Annotated in this window: 19 protein-coding genes; 3 read left to right on the forward strand and 16 right to left on the reverse strand. The window is 27.2% G+C overall.

Features of this window, described 5'->3' with window-relative positions; genetic code table 11:
* Positions 1-638: 638 nt before the first annotated feature.
* The 9 genes from OIF33_RS09490 to OIF33_RS09530 form a co-directional block, all read right to left on the reverse strand.
* Entirely contained in the window at positions 639-1544 is a 906-nt protein-coding gene (locus OIF33_RS09490; protein ID WP_322504007.1) for a polysaccharide deacetylase family protein, read from the reverse strand.
* Positions 1545-1843: 299 nt separating this feature from the next.
* Positions 1844-2191 (reverse strand): hypothetical protein, encoded by a 348-nt coding sequence (locus OIF33_RS09495; protein ID WP_322504008.1) that lies wholly within the window; start codon positions 2189-2191, stop codon positions 1844-1846.
* A gap of 495 nt (positions 2192-2686) precedes the next feature.
* The gene (locus OIF33_RS09500) at positions 2687-3514 is read right to left on the reverse strand and encodes an HAD family hydrolase (protein ID WP_322504009.1); all 828 of its coding nucleotides are present in this window, start codon (positions 3512-3514) and stop codon (positions 2687-2689) included.
* A 147-nt stretch (positions 3515-3661) separates the two neighbouring features.
* Positions 3662-3994 carry a hypothetical protein gene (locus OIF33_RS09505; protein WP_322504010.1) on the reverse strand — a complete coding sequence of 111 codons (333 nt, stop codon included), beginning with the start codon at positions 3992-3994 and terminating at the stop codon, positions 3662-3664.
* Between the two features lie 283 nt (positions 3995-4277).
* On the reverse strand, positions 4278-5126 hold the full coding sequence (locus tag OIF33_RS09510; RefSeq protein ID WP_322504011.1) for a transglutaminase-like domain-containing protein: 849 nt from the start codon (positions 5124-5126) through the stop codon (positions 4278-4280).
* Between the two features lie 204 nt (positions 5127-5330).
* Positions 5331-6239 carry a D-alanine--D-alanine ligase gene (locus OIF33_RS09515; RefSeq protein ID WP_322504012.1) on the reverse strand — a complete coding sequence of 303 codons (909 nt, stop codon included), beginning with the start codon at positions 6237-6239 and terminating at the stop codon, positions 5331-5333.
* A 127-nt stretch (positions 6240-6366) separates the two neighbouring features.
* Complete coding sequence (locus OIF33_RS09520) at positions 6367-6630, reverse strand: CbrC family protein (RefSeq protein ID WP_322504317.1); 264 nt, start codon at positions 6628-6630, stop codon at positions 6367-6369.
* A gap of 60 nt (positions 6631-6690) precedes the next feature.
* Positions 6691-7905 carry a site-2 protease family protein gene (locus OIF33_RS09525; protein ID WP_322504013.1) on the reverse strand — a complete coding sequence of 405 codons (1215 nt, stop codon included), beginning with the start codon at positions 7903-7905 and terminating at the stop codon, positions 6691-6693.
* Positions 7906-8275: 370 nt separating this feature from the next.
* Complete coding sequence (locus OIF33_RS09530) at positions 8276-11659, reverse strand: endo-beta-N-acetylglucosaminidase (protein ID WP_322504014.1); 3384 nt, start codon at positions 11657-11659, stop codon at positions 8276-8278.
* 535 nt (positions 11660-12194) lie between these two features.
* Here OIF33_RS09530 and OIF33_RS09535 point away from each other — a divergent pair.
* Positions 12195-12524 (forward strand): hypothetical protein, encoded by a 330-nt coding sequence (locus OIF33_RS09535; RefSeq protein ID WP_322504015.1) that lies wholly within the window; start codon positions 12195-12197, stop codon positions 12522-12524.
* Positions 12525-12693: 169 nt separating this feature from the next.
* On the opposite strand, the gene OIF33_RS09540 is transcribed toward OIF33_RS09535, so the two are convergent.
* From OIF33_RS09540 to OIF33_RS09550, 3 genes are read right to left on the reverse strand one after another with little or no spacing between them, the layout of a single operon-like run.
* Entirely contained in the window at positions 12694-13017 is a 324-nt protein-coding gene (locus OIF33_RS09540; protein WP_322504016.1) for a hypothetical protein, read from the reverse strand.
* Entirely contained in the window at positions 13007-13222 is a 216-nt protein-coding gene (locus OIF33_RS09545; protein WP_322504017.1) for a DUF4177 domain-containing protein, read from the reverse strand. Before OIF33_RS09545 ends, OIF33_RS09540 begins: the two co-directional genes overlap by 11 nt.
* A 32-nt stretch (positions 13223-13254) precedes the next feature.
* The gene (locus tag OIF33_RS09550) at positions 13255-13746 is read right to left on the reverse strand and encodes a GNAT family N-acetyltransferase (protein WP_322504018.1); all 492 of its coding nucleotides are present in this window, start codon (positions 13744-13746) and stop codon (positions 13255-13257) included.
* Between the two features lie 317 nt (positions 13747-14063).
* Between OIF33_RS09550 and OIF33_RS09555 the strand changes: the two genes are divergently transcribed.
* Entirely contained in the window at positions 14064-14600 is a 537-nt protein-coding gene (locus OIF33_RS09555; protein WP_322504019.1) for a flavodoxin domain-containing protein, read from the forward strand.
* Positions 14601-14631: 31 nt separating this feature from the next.
* The gene (locus OIF33_RS09560) at positions 14632-15375 is read left to right on the forward strand and encodes a type II CAAX prenyl endopeptidase Rce1 family protein (RefSeq protein WP_322504020.1); all 744 of its coding nucleotides are present in this window, start codon (positions 14632-14634) and stop codon (positions 15373-15375) included.
* A gap of 183 nt (positions 15376-15558) precedes the next feature.
* On the opposite strand, the gene OIF33_RS09565 is transcribed toward OIF33_RS09560, so the two are convergent.
* The 4 genes from OIF33_RS09565 to OIF33_RS09580 form a co-directional block, all read right to left on the reverse strand.
* Positions 15559-16341: an ABC transporter ATP-binding protein gene (locus OIF33_RS09565; protein WP_322504021.1), complete on the reverse strand. Its 783-nt coding sequence runs from the start codon at positions 16339-16341 to the stop codon at positions 15559-15561.
* A 50-nt stretch (positions 16342-16391) separates the two neighbouring features.
* A complete protein-coding gene (locus OIF33_RS09570) occupies positions 16392-17405 on the reverse strand; it encodes an iron ABC transporter permease (protein ID WP_322504022.1) in 1014 nt (337 codons plus the stop codon).
* Between the two features lie 3 nt (positions 17406-17408).
* Complete coding sequence (locus OIF33_RS09575; protein ID WP_322504023.1) at positions 17409-18422, reverse strand: iron ABC transporter permease; 1014 nt, start codon at positions 18420-18422, stop codon at positions 17409-17411.
* Between the two features lie 116 nt (positions 18423-18538).
* Positions 18539-19483: an iron-hydroxamate ABC transporter substrate-binding protein gene (locus OIF33_RS09580; RefSeq protein WP_322504318.1), complete on the reverse strand. Its 945-nt coding sequence runs from the start codon at positions 19481-19483 to the stop codon at positions 18539-18541.
* Positions 19484-19571: the final 88 nt, after the last annotated feature.

The following is a 19571-nucleotide window of genomic DNA, read 5'->3' on the forward strand; positions in this document are numbered from 1 at the left end:
TAAAATTTATTTATTTTATCTTAAATTAATTTTACAAGCTTTTCATTAATTTTACAACTTTTTATATTTAAATACAAATTTTATTAAATGGATAAAACCTAAAAATATGGATTTATGCTAAATAAAGAGTATTTTCTACACTTATACTAATTTTTTGAGTTATTTTCAAATATTTTCTAAAAATAAAAAATTATATAATTCATCTCTATACAACTTCAAAATCACAAAAAGTTTTTTCATCGCTACTTATTTTTTCTTTATTTAGTGTAGTCGAAACAATATTAATATTAAATAATTCTCTTTTAATCTCACTTAATTTACATATCATAATTAATCACTAATTATAGTTTATCATGTCAATTTATTTTCATATTTTTTTACTAAATTATAAAAAATATTCTTTTTAAATTGCATTAATCCATTCTTACCCACTAAATCTTCAACAGATTTACACTTTTTAATTTCTTCTTGTTAATTAATTTCTTTACTCACTTGAATTCCTCTTTAAAAACATTAAGAATATTGTTCCAAACTCTCCATATAAGTATTCAAAAAAACTGTAGGGAAATTTGTTTTTACACAGATTTCCCTACAGTCTCTAGTAGTTTTTAAAATACTTCTGAAAATATATTCTATATTTATTTAATGCTTTTAAACTCAAAACCTTTGCTTTGTAAATATTCTATTATGCTTGGTAATGCTTTAACAGTTTCTTCTTTTCCATAAGTATCATGCATTAAAATTACTACATTATCTGCATTAGGTCCTAAAGAATCTATACTTTTCTTAGCAAATTCCACTAACTCAGTAGAATTTTTCTTCTTTCCTTCTGCATCTCCATTTAAAGCATTCCAATCAATATTTTGAATTCCCACTTCCATCATTTTCTCTTTCATAGGAGTTCTTTCTTGCCAAGACCAATATCCTCCTGGAAATCTAACTACTCTTGTTGAAAAGTTTTTTCCTAATACTTCTTTCATTAATTCATTATTTTTATTTATATCTGAAATTATATTATTAACATTCATTTTTCTATTAGGATAAAGGTATTTGTAATCGTGACTATATGTATGATTTCCTATAGCATGTCCATTTTTTACGATTTGCTTCAATAAATCCTTTGATTTATCACCAGCACTTATAGAATTTCCAGTTACAAAAAAGGTTCCTTTTATATTATATTTATCTAATATGTTTAAAACCTCTGGTGTATTAGTTGTTGATGGTCCATCATCAAAAGTTAAATATGCTACTTTCTTTCCATCTTTTCTTACTGGATACTGTAATGTTCCTTTTAAAAGACCATTAGTATATTCTGATACAACTTTAGCATCCTCAGCATTTGGATCTTCCTCAAAAGATAAGTATTCCAATTCATTTGTTTTTTTCTCATTAGTCTTTTCATCATCTGACCCTTTAATGTTTGTAACTTCTTTACTCTCCGTTGCTTCAACATGTTTTTCATTTAATGACTTACAGCCTACAAAAGTACCTAAGCATATAAGTACACTAAAAAAAAGGCCAAATTTTACTCCTTTTCTCATAAGTTTATCCCCCATTCAATTTAATTGTACAAGTTAATTTTACAAAAATAAAAAATTGTAAAAAGTACAAAACAGAAACAAATAGTTTAAAATTATTTGACTTTTTTACTATATTTTAAAGATTAAAGTTTTCTTGAGAAAAAACATATAGCAAAAATTATAAATTAATAAAGTATTTTTTAAACACTTCTAATAAAATGCTAACTCACCAAAATACCTTAAACAATATTTTATGTATAACTGGTCTTTTTTTGAGTAAAACTGGATACAAATAAAAAAAGCCACTAATTAAGCAGCTTTTAGATGGTTGCCCATGCCATGTAATAATCATCTTCATTGTCTTTGTTAAAATTAACCTTAACAATCTTATAAGAATCATCATTACAACAACAAGTCATTTTATTGCCATATTCATCACAAGTTCCAGTTTCATAATATTCTTTTAAGGAAACAAAATCATATCCTAAAGAATGTACTATATCTTTTAAATTTTCTACTCCAGTTCCTTTTATACCTAGCTCTTTTATTACATCGCATTGGCACTCTTCACATAGTGTCATGGCATATAAATTTAGTTCATCATCATGGAGAACTAACTCTACAGTACCACATTGAGTTAATAAATCTTTGAGTTTTTCTTTAAACATAATATTCTCCCCCTTAAGTATAAATATATTATTATATTTATATCCTTTAAGCAAAGATTTAATACATAATTAAATTATGTACCTTAAAATTATTATACTCCTCTATATTTTCTCAATCAAACCTCTATAGAAAGCCTAAACCTTCGAATTTATTAGATATTCTTATTTACACTAAATTTTGTTTACTTTTATACTACAAATATAAGTTATTTTTTATAGATATATTATTTTTTCTTTTGAATCTTTAAGTATTCTTTTAGCTAACTCTTTTGGTGTAAGATTCTCATTAACCCGACATTTTCCTGGCCATAATATATAATCACTACAATTTTAACATATTCCATCAATAATTTTCTCTACCTTTTCTAATTTCTCTTTATCAAATATAGGCAAATCAAAATCTGCTCTCATTTTTCCTCCTATTTATATAAATATAATAAAAAACAATATCTATTAGCTATTTATAATTAAAGTTGCTAATAGATACACTATGGTCTATTTTAATCTTTCAATTAAGAACTTAACAACAGCATCATCATTGTTATTACCAATAACTTCTGTTGCTATAGCCTTTAAATCATCTGAAGCATTTTCTAAAGCATAACATTCATCTGCTATTTCAAACATAGGAACATCATTTTCTCCATCACCAAAAGTTATAACCTTACTATGTTCTACATAATCTGCTAGAAACTTTATTCCATTAGCTTTAGAAGCATCTTTATTATAAATATCTAAGAAGAAAGCTCCATCATTATATATATCTTTATAGCAGTTACCTGTAACCCCTTGTACATTCATTATCTTCCCAAATAATTCTTTAGCTATAGCTTCATCATTTTCAAAAAACACGAAATTTACTATTTGATTATCTTCTAAAACATCTAAATAACTTTCAACCTTCTTAAATGACTTAAGAGGCTTATTACATCTCTCCTCATAATATTCCTTTTCAAAATCATAAGTAAAATCTTTATGATAAACCCATAAATAATCATCTTTTATTCCATAAAGAAAAAATGTCTTATTATACTCTTCAAGTATTTTAATTACCTCTTTAACACTGGCCTTGTCTATTTCTTTTACATCTATATACTTTTTATTTTCAACATCAAAAATCATAACACCATTCATAAGTACAACAGGCGTTTTTATATTGATTCCTTCTAAAATTTCTGAAACAGTAGCTGGACTCCTAGCTGTTGCAATTGCAAAATTAACTCCTGTGTTTATTAATTTATTAAGTTCTCTCTTTGAATAGTCTGATATAATTTGATCCTTATTTAATAAAGTTCCGTCTAAATCTGAAACAAATAAATCCATTTACTACCTCTTTTCCTAATGCTATAAACATTAATTACCTTTTTCATCTAATATACAACATATCTAAATATTATTCAAAGTAACTAAAGAAAAAAAGTCAATTAATAAAGATTACCCTTCAATAATTGACTCTTTAAACACTATTAATCATCTTTCCTTAGACACTGAATTAGTAATAGATTTTTCTTTTGCTCTTCTTTTATCTATTATCTTTATTACTATTTCTACAATTAAAACTAATATGTACATCGTTATTATATTTATTAAAAATGCGAATAAATTTATATGACATGATAAAAGTAAGCTAGATTTAAAGTCAGAACCGCTATGAACAAGAGTTATATATTTATAAGGAAATCCAAAGGTTCTATATCCTTCAAAATTAACCCCAGCTCTTGATATTATAGTTAATATTACTGTTAACCATGCAGATAAATTTAATAATTTTAAAGAAAAAACTTTGCTTAACATTTTTTTCATAAAACCATCTCCTACATATAAGTATAATGTAATTTTTTTAATTTGAAATAAATCTTATCCATCTAAGAAAGATGATTTTTTAGATATAAAAATTTTATTTAATAATTATAAAAAAACTAAACATGTTTTTAAATTCATTTTAAATAATTATTAAAATAGTCTATAAATATTTATAATACTGATTATTATATACAAAAAAAGCCTTCTTAAAATATAAGCTAATAAATTTTATACATAGCTTATATTAAATAGGCTCTTCTCTCAAAACTCTATTTAATTTCATTTAAATATTCCAAAACATTTCCTTATCATTAGTGTATATTGTTTCATTTAAAGCTCTATCTTTTATATTATTATAAAACTCAACAAGATCCTCATCATCTATAAAATTTTCTTTAATATATTTTTCTGCACAGGATATTTTTTTTAGGTTATTATCTTTTCCATCATAATTTAATGGATCTAATTCTACTAACTTATTTTCTCTTATATTCTCTGAATTATATCCACTAATTTGAGTAGTCTCAAACCTAAAAATATTTTTACTTATATAATCTATATATTTTTCTTTTTTAAATACTTGTCCATTCAAATTAATCTCATCACTAACTAGAAGCTCCTCTCCCTTAATAAGAGCATCTCTGATTTCTTGCAAATTTAATATATTTTTATTTGAATCCATAACATAAGAATTAAAAGAAGGGTCCATCATTATCCACTTTTTTAAGTTTTTTAAGTAAACTTGCACGACAACATGACAATGATTATCTTCGTAATTCATAGGTCTGCATCTAACATATTTACTTTTAAAACCTAAAGATAAATAGGCTTCTGATAAAGCAATAGCTAAATTAAAACATGTTCCACCTTGTTCCCTTCCTCCTTCTATTATTCCATCTATATTTAAATTTTCACTAGGAATAACTACTTCTCCATTGTGTTTAATACTATCATGTACCCATGTCATTACATTCTTTATTTGTGAAAATTCATTTCCTACTCCAGCTATACTCTTAATACTGTATTTTAAATTTATTTTTTCTAAATTTTCATCATAAATATACTTATATTCAAATTTTTTATCATCACTTTTATACTCATTGTATTTACGTAACAAATCTCTATATCTCATAAATATCCCCTCACACCATTAATTATTAAGTTATTTAATCCCCCTCTAATAACTTTATATCTAAAAATTTATATATATATATATATTAATTATACCTAAATAAAAAAGTGTTTTAAACAAAATTTTCCATTTATTCCTAAATAAAAAAGTATCAAAAACTTGATACTTTCTAAATTTTATTAACTATTATAAATATTTATTCTATTATTTTTTAGTCTTCTTCAATGATATTTCTATTATAGAATCTATAAACTGAGAATATGTCATTCCTCTTTCCTCAGCACTTTGAGGGAATAAACTTGTGGCTGTCATCCCTGGTAATGTATTTATTTCTAATAGATATGGAACTCCCTCTTCAGAAACTATCATGTCAACTCTAGCATACACTTCACATTTTAAAGCATTAAAAGCTTTTAATGCCATTTCTTTAACCTCATCATATAAAGGCTTTTCTAAAGTTACTGGTAAATGTTCTGCTCCATTTACTGAATACTTTTGTTCATAATCATAAAACTCTGTTTTAGCCTTTATTTCAAGTATTGGGAAAAGTTCATTATTTAGTATAGGACAAGTAATCTCTCTTCCTCTTACAAACTTTTCAATCATTACTTCCTCATCATACTTTAAGCCTTCCTTAACCGCCTCTTCTATATCCTCTTTTTTATGAATTTTAAATGTAGCAACACTTGATCCACCACTATTAGGTTTAACAAAGACAGGATAACCTATTTCTTCAATTTTCTCATAATCAATATCTTCTATTGACTTAACAGTCGTCCATTTAGCTGTTCTTATATCTTCATCTCTTAATATCTTCTTGCTTAAATTCTTGTCCATACATAAAGCACTACTTAAAGCTCCACAACCTGAATATAGTATATCCATTATATCTAAGAAGGCTTGAACAGTCCCATCCTCCCCAAACTTTCCATGTAAAGCTAATAAAGCAAAATCTATGTCTTTGACTTTTTCTATAATATCAGTTTTATTATCTATTATAATTTTACTTACTTCATACTTTTCTTTATCTATATGATTAAAAATTGACTCTCCACTTACTAAAGAAACTTCTCTCTCTGAAGAAATTCCTCCCATAATTATTCCGACCTTCATATTACTATCCTCCAAATATAAATATTATAAATAACTAAAATCTTTACTCTATAATATTATTATAAGATTATAATATATAAAGGTAAGAGCCACCTAAGCTGAAAATTTACACAATAGTGGTTTAGCGCTATGACATATCAACCCATATTATATACTTTTTACAATGTAGACATCTAAATAAATATCCTGCGATACCTCCATCTTTACTTAAATGTTTTTTAAAATACTCAATATCCATTATTGGCTCTTTTTCATGATAATCTTCTAAAACTTCTTTTAGTATCCCCATATCTTCTAATTCTTTTGTACCAATAGGACCTATATATTCACATAAATCATTGCAATGCACAAGCCAATACTCACCTTGCCAAGAAAGATATCCAGGAGTTATCTCAAAAAATAAATACTCTTGAAAAAAGCCTAAAAATGCCTTTCTAAAGAGTTGTAAATACTAATTAACTACTCTACTTTTAAAGATTTTCTCATTTATTTCGTCTTCAACTTCATAATATTCCTCAAATATACTCCATATTGGCCATTCTTCAGATACCTTAATATTATTTCTATCTAATAAAAATGCTCTATTATCCTTAATTCCAAATAAATGCTCGCACTGCTTTATATGATATTCTATAATCTTATTCTTTTTATCTTTATTTAACTTATCACTAACTTTTTCATATAATAATTTAGCCCTATCAAATTCACCTTTTTCAATAGCTAAATACTCTATCACACTAAATAATACTATCCTTACACTTGTTAACTTGCTATTTAATAAAACATATGGATTCTCTTCAAAATATTTTAGATAATCCTCTATATTACTTAGAGCTTCTCCCTTATTAGCTAATGATATAGTTAAAGAGTTATCTATAACTCCAAGCGTAAATATATTAATAGATTTCTCCTTAAACTCTTCTTTGATATACTCATTAAGAATTCTATTTAAATAGCTATTCTTAGATTCATATTCTCCCTGAATAGTTCTATACTGTTGAAGCATAATAGCCATAAAATACTTATCCTCTTTACACATCTTAAAAGCAGGAAAATCTCCAATAGCAAGTTCATTTTTTATTAAACAAGACAAAGCTAAGAATATATTTATAATAAATAAAGCAGTTGTTATAAATATAAGAATTCCCTTTAGGGTATTATTAGGATAAATTGATATTATTCCAAAAGATATTAATCCAAAAACTATTGGTATTAATATTGTAACTATAGGCGCTGCTATAATTGACTTAGCAAAAGCTTTCTGGTAATACTTTAATTCCTCTTCACTTTTTATCTCTGGAATATACGGAATAGCTATACCTCCTGTAAGCATTACAGCATTAAATCTAAATTTAAAATTCCACTTCCCTTTATTCTTTATAAACAATAAAAACATTATATATAAAGCTCTCATCTTTATTTCATTTTTTATAAAAGCAATAAAATGTCCTAATTCATGTAATGCTACAGAAGATATATATGAAACTATGAATATTACTATCTTTACCCACAAAGGTATATTTTCTGTTAATGTCTTAATATTGAAAATATCCTTGCTATATAACAGAAATACAAAGAAAGCTAATACTCCAAATAACACTCCTATTATTATTTGTATAAAAGATTCTTTCTTTTTTGGATACAAATCACTTTTTTGCCTTTCCATTTTCCCCTCCTATATTTAAATCAGTTTCTTAATTATTTCTTCTAATACAACCAAATTCCTTTAAAGTTTTAAAAAACTTATTTTTAATTTAAATATATAACAAATATAATCTATTCTATAACTCATATTATCTATCTACAATAATATTATTAAGAACCTATCTTCCCTCCAAAACTTCAAGCATATATTAACATAAAGTCCTTAAATTCAATAACAATATTAATAATTAAAGAAGCTAGGCTATTAATAAAGAATTAAAAATATAAACTTTTTTAAATAATCAAAAGTTAATAAAAAAAATGATATTAGACAGAATCCAAAGGATATATGAACCTGTCTAATATCATTATTGTTAACCTTTTTAGTTTATCTATCTAGCTGTTCTTACTGTTATTGACTCTCTCTCTGAAATTTCTCCATTAGAGTACTTAGCAGCAACCTTAAAGTTATAGATTGTGTGTCTATTTAATTTTTCTACTGTAAATTCAGTTTCACTCATTGAAACTTCTCCAACCATTTTATTATCTTTGTAAATTATATATCCATCTAATCCATAAGTATTTTCTGGTACATCCCAAGCAAGACTTACACTCTTCTTTTGAACATCAATTGTTCTAAGATTTTTTGGTGCACCTTCCTCTATTGCCATTGTAATTTCTCCAAATCCTGAATATGGAACTTCAATTCTTCTAGCTTTTTTGCCTTCTGTTTTAACTTCTAATATGAATACTCCACCTTCTTGATTCACAGGTATTCTATCTAATATAGCAGTATCTCCACCTTTAGCCACAGGTATACTAACCTTATCTGGGAATATTGAATCAGCACTACTGAATATACTTACCACATCTCCAGCTTCTAAATCTTCTATTTTTAAAGTACCATAATTAGGATTTTCTCCATTCATTCCTGGAGCCTTATAAGGAATTAACTCAAAGTTTTCTGGAGCTTTTGAATATTCCCACTCTTCTCCTTCAAAAGGAACACTCATTCTTAAGCTTTCTTCTTTACCTTCTTCAACTATTCCATAGTAAATTCTGCCACCATCTTTGCCAAAGTCTAAGCCTTCAAATTTAGCTTCACCATTAGCACCTATAGTAGAAGTTACAAAAGGAGTTTCATCATTTAATGATTTATAAAGATTAACAGTTTGTCCCTCTTTACCTCTTGTAACTAATACAGAGTCATTTGCACCCTTATTATTTTTAGCATCTACAAATCTCATTGGAATTTCAGTTGTTTGATCTACAAATGTATCTTCATATAATTGGAATTCATATATTCTTATTGCAGCCCAAGGTGAATCACCTGAGTCATCTATTCTAAGTCTTAAATGTTGAGCCACTATTGGTTCTGCTAAGTTTCTATCAGTAACAGCATCCTGATTTCCTGTTACAACATCAACTTCTTCATATGTTTCTCCACCATCATATGAAACCTCTAAAGCAAAATCTTTTGTATTAGTATCCTTAGCTTCTCCACCTTCTTCTCCATGCATAACAACCCATCTTTGAATAGTCTTAGGCTCTTGTAAGTCAATTTCCAGCCATCCTTCTTTTACTCCGGCTGCACACCACTTACTATTATTATCTACTGTACCATCAACGGCTTTAATTCCTGGCTCTGCAGCGCCCTCTGCACTTACTTTAACTGGCATATTTAATGCAAAATTCACAAGATTTTCTTCTTCAGGAATTTCTGTGGCATCGTTAGGAATTCCCCAATTAAATGTTACTTTCTTTCCTTCTCCTCTATTGTAATTTACATCTACAGGCACTACTTCAATATCAAATTCCATTTCTTCGCCATATCTATTGAACTCTTGAACATAGTAAGCATCATTTGGAGTTGCTCCCATAAGTTCTTTAGAACCATCTGGTTTAATTCTATATATTTCATAAAAAGCTAGATCATCATCATTTCCAGCTTCTAATCCATCCCAATAAATTCTAGCTTCTGCACTGTTTGCATTGTGAACCATTGTTTCTTCTAAAACAACATTGCTATTTTTTAATCCTTTATTATTTTCAGCAGTTTCCTCTATAGATATTTGTCCTACATTTATCTTGTAGTTTTCAATATCTTCCTGACTTTCAAACTTTAATGATATTGCAGAAATTGTTTTGCCTATATGATCTCCTAAAGGTATTTTAACTTCTGTCCATGCCCCATTACTTACTGCATTTACATCAAAGAATGTAAAGTTTTCCTCATCATAGTTTTCTCCAAAACATAATCCAACCTTCATATTAGGAACTGAATCAGTTTTATAAACAATTGATAATTCTGTTGAATTATTTTCTATAGCTAAGTCTGTGCTATAAAGTTTTATATGATTTGGATTTGCAGCCTCTAAATTTCCTTCAACCTTTAATGAACTTCCTCCATTATAAGCTGTTTTGAAATCAAAGTCTGGTGATAATTTAGGACCGTTTGATTCAACTATCCATCTCCATGTTGGTAAATACTCTTGCATTGCTCTATTGTTCCACTCTTCATCTCTTGAAAGTGACCCATCTATATAATAATCTTCACCATGTCCTAAATTAAAGTTAGTCACAAATGGTAAGTCGTTTATTGCTGATCTATCTGGAACATAATTAGCTAATCCAACCCAATCTTGTTCTGTATCTGATTTTGAAGGATCCCCTGTTGGTCCTACCCAGAATTTTTGATCATGATTATAGAAATCATAAACATCCTTAGCCATTGAGAATGTTGAATTTGGAGTATACATAGCTAATGAAAGTCTGAGTTTTCCATTTTCATCCAATAAATAATCATCATTAAATGGTGTATTATATGCATTTTGCTGAACATCTAAGCCTGCATAAACATCAAAAGGACTTCTACCTAAACCAACTGCAGTACTAACTGAAGTTTCTACTTTTTCTGGAGTCCAGTTATAATTTAAGAAGAACTCATCTGTCGTTCTATTTTCTCCATTTTGGAAGAAAGGAGCATTCTTACTATTTAATGCATCTTGCCACTTAACATTTCCATCAACAGTCATAGAATCATACCAGCCTATAACCATATTTGGAGCTTTCTTTTTAATATATTCAAGCATTTCTATCATTCTATCTGCATCGTCTTTTACACAACCATAAGACTCTTGATTGAAGAAATAGCCATCAAATCCATAGTATTCCGCTATTTCAATCATTTTATCTGCTACTGGGAAGTTTCCATTTTCATCTTTTTGAAGGAATGATCTTACTTGCTCAGCATATCCTTCTCCTGGTCCCCATGGAAAGCCTATTGTAGCTAAAACTGGGACACCATTTTTATGTGCATTATCAACTACATCTGGAGTTGGAAGTGCAAATATCCCTCTACTTGATCCTCCCCAATAAACATATGAATTTACATACTGCCAATATGAGAACACATATGCATCCATTGAATCACTACCTTGTGATGGTGCCTTGTCCACATATGGATTAGTTAAAGCTACATTCATTATTTTCGCTTCTGGGTGAGCATTTTCATTTACTATGTCCCCCATAAATCTGTCTTGAAGTTCAATACTTGCTCTGTTGTACTTCGCATCTGGATCACTTTCTGGATTCCAGTTTAATAAAGTCTCAATGCTGTAAACCTCTCCTAATGGTGCTAATGATTCCTTTTGGTCATATGGAATATTTGGTGAAGCTTTAACCTCAACTCCTCCAAAACCAAATAATGATGTTGTTACTGATGCCATGCATAAAGCAGCTAGCAAACGTTTACTCATGATACCTCTTTTTCTCATTTTTTTATCCCCCCAAAAAATCTAGTATTACTTTTATGACTTTATATGTATATTCAGCAAAATCACATAATATGACAAAAAAATAAAACTTTTTTCAGAAAAAATTTTCAAATAAGAATTGATTAAGTCTAAAAAAGGAATCTTAATTGTTTAAATCTCTAAATTTATCAAATAAAATAATTCTTCTTCAACCGCTTTTTTCTTTAAAAATTATAATATTTAATCTAATCCCACTTTCTTGGAAAATATTATTTATACGTGTTTAAATTGGTTCAAAATTGTATTATAATTATTAGTATATAATTGTTTAAATATTACTTATTAGATAAATTTCACTAATTAAACTTAATTTTTCATTTAACCTAAATAATTAAATAAACTTATAAAATTAATGCTAAATTTATGAATGTTAAAAAATCTATACAACTATTAAACAAAAGATATGAGATGTACACTTATTTTTTAGTGCTAAAAATTATTTATATAAAAAATAAAAATTTAGTAATCAAAAGTAAGTGTGAAAGGAGAGAATATTATGGTTTTAATTCTTATTCTTATTGTCGGGTTAATATTTTTATTTACAGGTCTTTATATATTTAAAAATAAGAAATTTAAACTTGGATATTATCTTTTCTACTTTAAAAGAATTGAAAACTATTGTGATGAAAGCAAAATTAAAAATAAAGATTATATTACAGAGTTGATAAGCATGACCTTTATAATTATTGGTGCTATTCTAGTAATAACAGAGTTTACATTTTTTGTTTTTAAATTTGAATATGTTTATCTACTAATTCCAGTAGGAGGTTGTTTTATTTACTACCTAATCGAAATGTTTGCAATTAATAAAAAATTATCTGAGTAATATTTAAATAATAAAAGAGTTGTCATTATTAGCAACTCTTTTTTTGTTATACATACCTTATATTATCTTGTCTTCATTTTCACTTCATCATAAGCTTGATTATAAAGTGCAATATTATTAATATTTTTAAAATCTAGTTTTAAGTCTCTTTTAATTACAAACTGCATAATTAAATCTTTTTTACCTGTAACATCAAGTTATTAACAATCATATTTATTAAAAAGAAGTAATAACAATAAATTACAAAGAACATTATATTAAACGCTTTATAATTTATTAGTTTTCTTTTTAAATTTCTAAATACTCCAACTATAAAAATTATCCAATAAGGTCCCAATACTAAAAATGAAATTCCTATTCTATTAATAATAGAAACTTCTCTTGTTCCCATGTCACTAAACCATATTGCAGCTAAATTAGTTCCCCATATAAAAGGAATTAAAACTATTAAAACTATTATTAGAGTTCTTAAGTTCATTTTATTAAATTTCATTGCTTATTTTTCTTTCAAAAATTATTTCATAAGCATAAGTAACATTAACTCCTGTCTTTTCATTAATTGGTGTAACTATTTGCTTCAATCTCCACCCATTTTTAGCCTCTTCTCTTATAATCTCTTTGCATTTTTCAAAGGAATATCCTCTTTTAGTCTTAAAAGATTTATCTACCGGAACATTTACAAACTTATATTCATACATTTTTCTCTCCTCCTAATATATCTTAATATTTGTTAACTATTTTTTATTCTAGCCATCATCAATTCATCAGTATATTCACCATTTTTCAGGGCTGACTTTACTTTTATTCCTTCTTCTAAAAAGCCAAACTTCTTGTATAAATTTATAGCCTTATAGTTATCCCTAAATACACTTAACTCTAATCTTATAATATTAAGTTCCTCACCTAAATCTATTAACTTATCCATAAGCATTTTTCCAACACCTTTATTTTGATAGCTACTATCTACCATTAATGTTATTGATGCAACATGTTTTTTTCTTGGATTACAATGACCATTTAATATAGCCAACCCTATAACTTTATCTCCTAGTTCAGCAACATACCAATATTCCTCTTTTCTTTTATTTAGAATTCTCTCCTTAATTTTTTCTGCTTTTTCATCATTATTTGAAAGTATGTTCTCTCTAACTCCTATCATCTTTCTAATATTACTAATTTCTTTAAAGTCATTAATATTAGCTTCCCTAATATTTAAATCCACTATTTTACCCTCCACAAAAATATAGATAAGAATTTTAACTTTTTGTCTATTTGATTTCTTCTATATTAATCTTATTCCACACTATTTATTAACCACCTTTTATCTAGTTTTAAGTTTTAAGTTATTTAACAATATTTCTTTTTAATTAGAAACATATCTTTTCATATATCTACTTCTCTATAAATATGCTATTATATATTCAATTCCAATTTAAACCAATTAATAGTACAAATAACTTATAAAAATCGTGCTTTTAAAATATCTTTTAGCTAAAATCTCATAGTTATCTAATATACTTTTAAATTAGGAGGATTCAAATGAATAATACAGTGGTTATTTATAAATCTAGATATGGTTCTACTAAAAAATATGCTCAATGGATTAGTAAAACTTTAAATGCAGATATTTTCGAAAGCTCTAAAATTAAATCCAGTGATTTAGAAAAATATAAAACCATAATATATGGTGGAGGCCTTTATGCTAGTGGAATTGCTGGTTTTTCTTTAATAAGAAAAACCTTTAATAAACTGAAAGATAAAAATATAATATTATTTACTGTAGGATTAGCAAATCCAGATAATAAAGAACAATTTACTCCTATCTTAAATAAAAATTTATCTGAAGAAATGAAAAGCAAAATTAAAGTTTTTCATTTTAGAGGTGCTATTGACTATAAAAAATTAAACTTTATCCATCGATCTATGATGGCCATGTTAAAAAAATCTCTAGATAGAATAACTGAAGATAAAAGAGATGAAGAAACAAAAATGATGTTAGAAACCTACGGACAAGTTGTAAACTTTACGGATAAAACTTTAATAGCTCCTCTAATTAATTTTTATAATAGTCTGTAAAAATATAGAGATTTAATAAGGAGGTCCTTGATTGAATAATAATTATATTATCAAAAAATTCTGCAGTTTATTTTTCATACTCACTTTATGTTCTTTTATTAATTGTTATTTAACTTTTAAATTTATCAATATTCACATTTTACCTTTAATATTGATTTCATTATCAATATACTTACTTATATTTAAAAGAACTTCTCTAAAAGAACAATTTTCAATGGTTAAGCCAACCCTATATTTAAATAAACATATTCTTATAAGCACTGTTCTTTATATAATTTTTATAATTGTTTTATTTTTTACTCTTGCAGCAATCTTATTTCCATTTAATCCATATAATAACCCTAATTGGATTGCATTTTTCACTAATTTACTTTATTTAATAACTGGTGCTTTTCAAGAAGAAATTGTTTTCAGATTTTATGCCTTTTATGAACTAAGAAAATTTAGTTTTAAAAAACAAATAATTATTTCAAGCTTTATTTTTTCCATTATTCATTTAATAAGCCCCATTCTTTACGGCAATCTTTTTAACTTTAAATCACTCTTAATCTTACTATTTACTTTTTCAGCTGGTATATTTTTAGCTGTAATATATACTAAAAATAAAAACTTAATCCAGGTTTCTTTAATACATTTATTCATCAATATTTCAACAAGCTTAATTTCTATATTTTTTATAGATGTGCTTGCAATAAATTTATTTCAATCAATAATATCTTTTATATTCTTACTTTCATCACTTTTAATTTTTAAATCAATAAAATCAATTTCCTGATTTAATAAAGCTAGTAATATATTCTAAAAAATTAATTTTAAAAGATAAATATACTAATCAATTCTTTTTTATAAAACAAAAGAGACTGTGAAAACACTTAAAATAATATTATTTTAAGATTTTTCACAGTCTCTTATTTATCTAAATTATATTGAAATATATTTGATATTTTTTAATATATCCTTATAACATATCATAAGTTACACATACAGGTTTGTTGTTTCTTGGATCTTGTACGATTTCTGCATCTATATTAAATAATTCTTTAAGATTTTCCTTTGTCATAACTTCGTATGCAGTTCCCTCACAAGCTATCTTTCCACTTTTCATACCTATCATATAATCAGCAAATCTAGCAGCATTATTAAGTTCATGAATAACCATAACTATTGTTGTACCCTGCTTTTCATTTAACTCTTTTAGTAAGTTTAGAATTTCTAATTGATGCGCTAAATCTAAATAAGTTGTTGGTTCGTCAAGTATAAGTATATCTGTTTGTTGTGCTAAAGCCATTGCAATCCAAGCTCTTTGTCTTTGTCCTCCAGATAAGTCTTCTATATCTCTTTCTCTAAATTCAATTAAACCAGTAGCTTCTAGTGCCCATTGAATCACTTTTTTATCCTCTTTCTTTAATTTACCGAAACCTTTTTGATGAGGAAATCTACCATAACCTATTAATTCCTCTACAGTAAGACCATTAGGTGCTTGAGGACTTTGAGGTAATACAGCCATGGTTTTTGCTAGTTCCTTAGAAGATTGTTCCTTTATACTTTTTTCATTTATATATATATCCCCGCTCTTAGGAGTTAAAATTCTAGCTATTGTCTTTAATACTGTAGACTTTCCACATCCATTAGAACCTATTATGGTAGTTATCTTTCCCTTTGGTATTTTTAAATTTAAATCCTTAACTATATCTATACTTCCATATGAAATATTTAAACTATCTGTAGTTATACAATACATCTTTATCTCCTCTGCTTTCGTAAAACTTTAATTATTAACACTCAAAAAATTTATTCTGATAACATTAAATAAATAAAATATGGAACACCTATTATGGATACTATTATTCCTACTGGCATTTCCATTGGCGCAATTAAATTTCTAGCTATAGTATCAGATACTAACAATATTAAACTCCCAATAAGAGCCGCTGTTGGAATTAATTTTTTATGCTTAGGTCCAACCAGCTTCCTTGCAATATGAGGAGAAACTAGACCTAAGAATCCTATGCTACCGGCTACAGATGTTGCTACTCCTGCTAATATAACAGCATATATTATTAGTTTTCTTCTTTCCTTTTCAACCTCTATGCCTATTCCTGTGGCAACTTCATCACCTAAATTTAATCCATCTAAATATCTTGATTTATATATAGTTAAAGCCATAAATATAATTATGAATGGTAGTATTGCTAAAACATATTTCCAGCTTGCTCCCCATATACTTCCTGATATCCAAGCCATAACCCTATTAAATTCTTGAGTAGTAAATCTTAATTGAAATATTGTTAATAATGATGTAAAAGCTATATTTATTCCTATACCAATTAATAATAATCTTGATGAATTTATTCCATCTTTCCATGCTAATATGTAAATTAAAAATGCCCCAAAAATTGCTCCACCTAAAGCCACTATAGGCATAGTAAATATAGTTAAATTGCTCACTCCATCATATACATTTCCATTCATTATGTACATATAAATTACAACAAATAAAGCAGCACCTGAATTTATACCAAGTATTCCAGAATCAGCTAAATCATTTTTTGTAACCCCTTGTAAAATAGTTCCTGCTGTAGCTAAAGCTGTTCCTACTAATATTCCTATTAGTATTCTAGGCAGTCTTAACTTAAAGATAGCAATTTCATTACTTTTAGTACCTTGTCCAATTAATGTTTTAATGACTTCACTTGGTTCTATTGATAATGAACCCATGTTCAAACTTATTAAGAAGGTAATAAAGATTAATCCTATTAAAATTCCCGTAACTAAAATAAATCTATGATTCTTTTTTATATTCATAATTTACTTACCTTCCTTTCTAACTAGGTATATAAACACAGGAACTCCTAATAAAGCCGTTAAAGATCCTATTGGTGTTTCATAAGGAGGATTTATAACTCTAGCTAATATATCACTGTATACTAATAAAACAGCTCCTAATATCATAGAACTTGGTATTATATATTTATAATCTGATCCTACTATTGCCTTACATATTTGAGGAACTATTAAACCTACAAAGACAATATTACCGGCTACAGAAACAGAGGCTCCAGTTAAACATATAACTATCATTATAGCTATAAATCTTACAAGATTAGTTTTTTGCCCAAGACCTATAGCCACTTCTTCTCCTAAACTTAAAATTGTTATTTTAGGTGATATAATCATAGCTCCAATAAAAGCTATTCCTCCAACTAAAGCTAATAAGATTACACCTTCCCACTTAGCACTAACTAATCCTCCTGATACCCAGAAACTTAATTGTTGAGATAAATTAAAATACATTGATATACCCATAGCTAAAGATATAAGTAAAGTTCCTAAGGCTGTACCTGCAAGAGCTAACTTTACAGGATCAACTTTTCTAGAGGATCTTGAACTTATGAAATATACTAAAAGACCGCTTATACTAGCCCCTAAAAAGGCAAATATCATAAGGGCAAAGCTATTTATTACTAAATTAGGATATATTCTTTGAAGAACAAATGCCACAGCTATCATAAATGTAGCACCTTGAGTTATTCCCATTACAGAAGGCTCTGCAATTGGATTCCTAGTTATTCCTTGCATAATAGCGCCAGCTACAGCTAAAAAACCACCTACTAAAGCGGCCGCAAGAGCTCTAGGTATCCTTACATCTCTAATTATCTTAATATTTACATCTGCATCATTTGTGAAAATAGACTTTATTATCATAGAGAAATCAATATCCTTTGCTCCTATAGATATGGATAAAATAATTCCACTAATCAAAAGTACCAGCCCTATAGCCATTAGCCAATAAGCTAAAGTCTTTTTCTTTTGTATTTTCATAAGTTGTCCTCCTTAAAGTATCACCTGAGTTAAATAATTATTTTACTAAAAATCTTCTACTAAAATTCAAATAGTAGGTGCAAAATTTTAAATCTTACACCTACTAAAAATATGTACTATTTTACAAGCTCATCTTTAATTGATTGTAATAAAAGTTCTCTTCCCATTGGGTTGTAAGCCTGAGTAAAGTATGGACTTACATCAAGCATTGTTACATTTCCATCCTTAACCGCTCTCATTTCTTTCCAAACACTACTTGACTCTAAGTTAGCCTTATCTGACTCTGTTCCTAAAACTATTATGTGATCTGCATCTATTTCAGTAAGTCCTTCAAGAGTAACTGTAGGTAATGTTATACTATCTTGTTTTGGCATTTTACTTGGTTGAGGTAATCCCATATCATCCTTTAAGATTGTTCCTATTCCACCTTCAGTAAATACCATAAATTGTCCTGAATTAGCTAAAACAGTTAAGTAAGTTCCATCTCCATTTGCTTTCTTAATTTCATTTCCTACTTCTTTTGCTTTTTTATAGTAATCATCTAACCACTTTTGAGCTTCATCTTCTTGATTAAATAACTTTGCTATATCTTTAAACTTGGCTTCCCAGTCATTTGAATTATCATTAATCACAACCACTGGAGCTATTTCTGCTAATTGATCATATATTTTTTCTTGTCTAGGTGACATTATTATTAAATCTGGATTTACTGATAATATCCCTTCTATATCAGCTGTATCCATCATAGAATGACCAACTATCTTTGTATCTTTTAATTTATCTGCCATGTATGATGGCACTTGATCCGTTTTGTATGAATCCACATTTGCTGTAGCCACAGGAGTATGTCCTAATAGAACTAACTCTTCTGTACTACCAGAAATATCAACTATTCTCTGTGGATTAGCTGGTATTTCAACTTCTCCCTTTACAGATTGTACAACTCTTTTTTCCCCATTATTACTATTTCCTTCACTAGTCTTACTACCTGAACATCCAACAAACATTCCAACTGTAAGTACTGCAAGTCCTAAAACTGCTAATCTTTTAAATCCCTTCATCATTTGTCCTCCAACTTCTTTTTTGATTCTCGTTAATATATATTAATGATATTCAATATCATTTAAAACACAAATTTATTATAGCATC

The organism is Clostridium sp. LIBA-8841, assembly GCF_034439435.1.
Lineage (GTDB): Bacteria > Bacillota > Clostridia > Clostridiales > Clostridiaceae > Sarcina.

What these genes read in the sequence shown, in the direction of transcription:
- OIF33_RS09545 (WP_322504017.1), bottom strand. Translation starts at nt 13,222, where the DNA reads ATGTATGAATATAAGTTTGTAAATGTTCCGGTAGATAAATCTTTTAAG.
- OIF33_RS09530 (WP_322504014.1), bottom strand. Translation starts at nt 11,659, where the DNA reads ATGAGAAAAAGAGGTATCATGAGTAAACGTTTGCTAGCTGCTTTATGC.
- OIF33_RS09535 (WP_322504015.1), top strand. Translation starts at nt 12,195, where the DNA reads ATGGTTTTAATTCTTATTCTTATTGTCGGGTTAATATTTTTATTTACA.
- OIF33_RS09505 (WP_322504010.1), bottom strand. Translation starts at nt 3,994, where the DNA reads ATGAAAAAAATGTTAAGCAAAGTTTTTTCTTTAAAATTATTAAATTTA.
- OIF33_RS09500 (WP_322504009.1), bottom strand. Translation starts at nt 3,514, where the DNA reads ATGGATTTATTTGTTTCAGATTTAGACGGAACTTTATTAAATAAGGAT.
- OIF33_RS09515 (WP_322504012.1), bottom strand. Translation starts at nt 6,239, where the DNA reads ATGAAGGTCGGAATAATTATGGGAGGAATTTCTTCAGAGAGAGAAGTT.
- OIF33_RS09570 (WP_322504022.1), bottom strand. Translation starts at nt 17,405, where the DNA reads ATGAATATAAAAAAGAATCATAGATTTATTTTAGTTACGGGAATTTTA.
- OIF33_RS09525 (WP_322504013.1), bottom strand. Translation starts at nt 7,905, where the DNA reads ATGGAAAGGCAAAAAAGTGATTTGTATCCAAAAAAGAAAGAATCTTTT.
- OIF33_RS09575 (WP_322504023.1), bottom strand. Translation starts at nt 18,422, where the DNA reads ATGAAAATACAAAAGAAAAAGACTTTAGCTTATTGGCTAATGGCTATA.
- OIF33_RS09495 (WP_322504008.1), bottom strand. Translation starts at nt 2,191, where the DNA reads ATGTTTAAAGAAAAACTCAAAGATTTATTAACTCAATGTGGTACTGTA.
- OIF33_RS09580 (WP_322504318.1), bottom strand. Translation starts at nt 19,483, where the DNA reads ATGAAGGGATTTAAAAGATTAGCAGTTTTAGGACTTGCAGTACTTACA.
- OIF33_RS09540 (WP_322504016.1), bottom strand. Translation starts at nt 13,017, where the DNA reads ATGAAATTTAATAAAATGAACTTAAGAACTCTAATAATAGTTTTAATA.
- OIF33_RS09555 (WP_322504019.1), top strand. Translation starts at nt 14,064, where the DNA reads ATGAATAATACAGTGGTTATTTATAAATCTAGATATGGTTCTACTAAA.
- OIF33_RS09490 (WP_322504007.1), bottom strand. Translation starts at nt 1,544, where the DNA reads ATGAGAAAAGGAGTAAAATTTGGCCTTTTTTTTAGTGTACTTATATGC.
- OIF33_RS09510 (WP_322504011.1), bottom strand. Translation starts at nt 5,126, where the DNA reads ATGAGATATAGAGATTTGTTACGTAAATACAATGAGTATAAAAGTGAT.
- OIF33_RS09565 (WP_322504021.1), bottom strand. Translation starts at nt 16,341, where the DNA reads ATGTATTGTATAACTACAGATAGTTTAAATATTTCATATGGAAGTATA.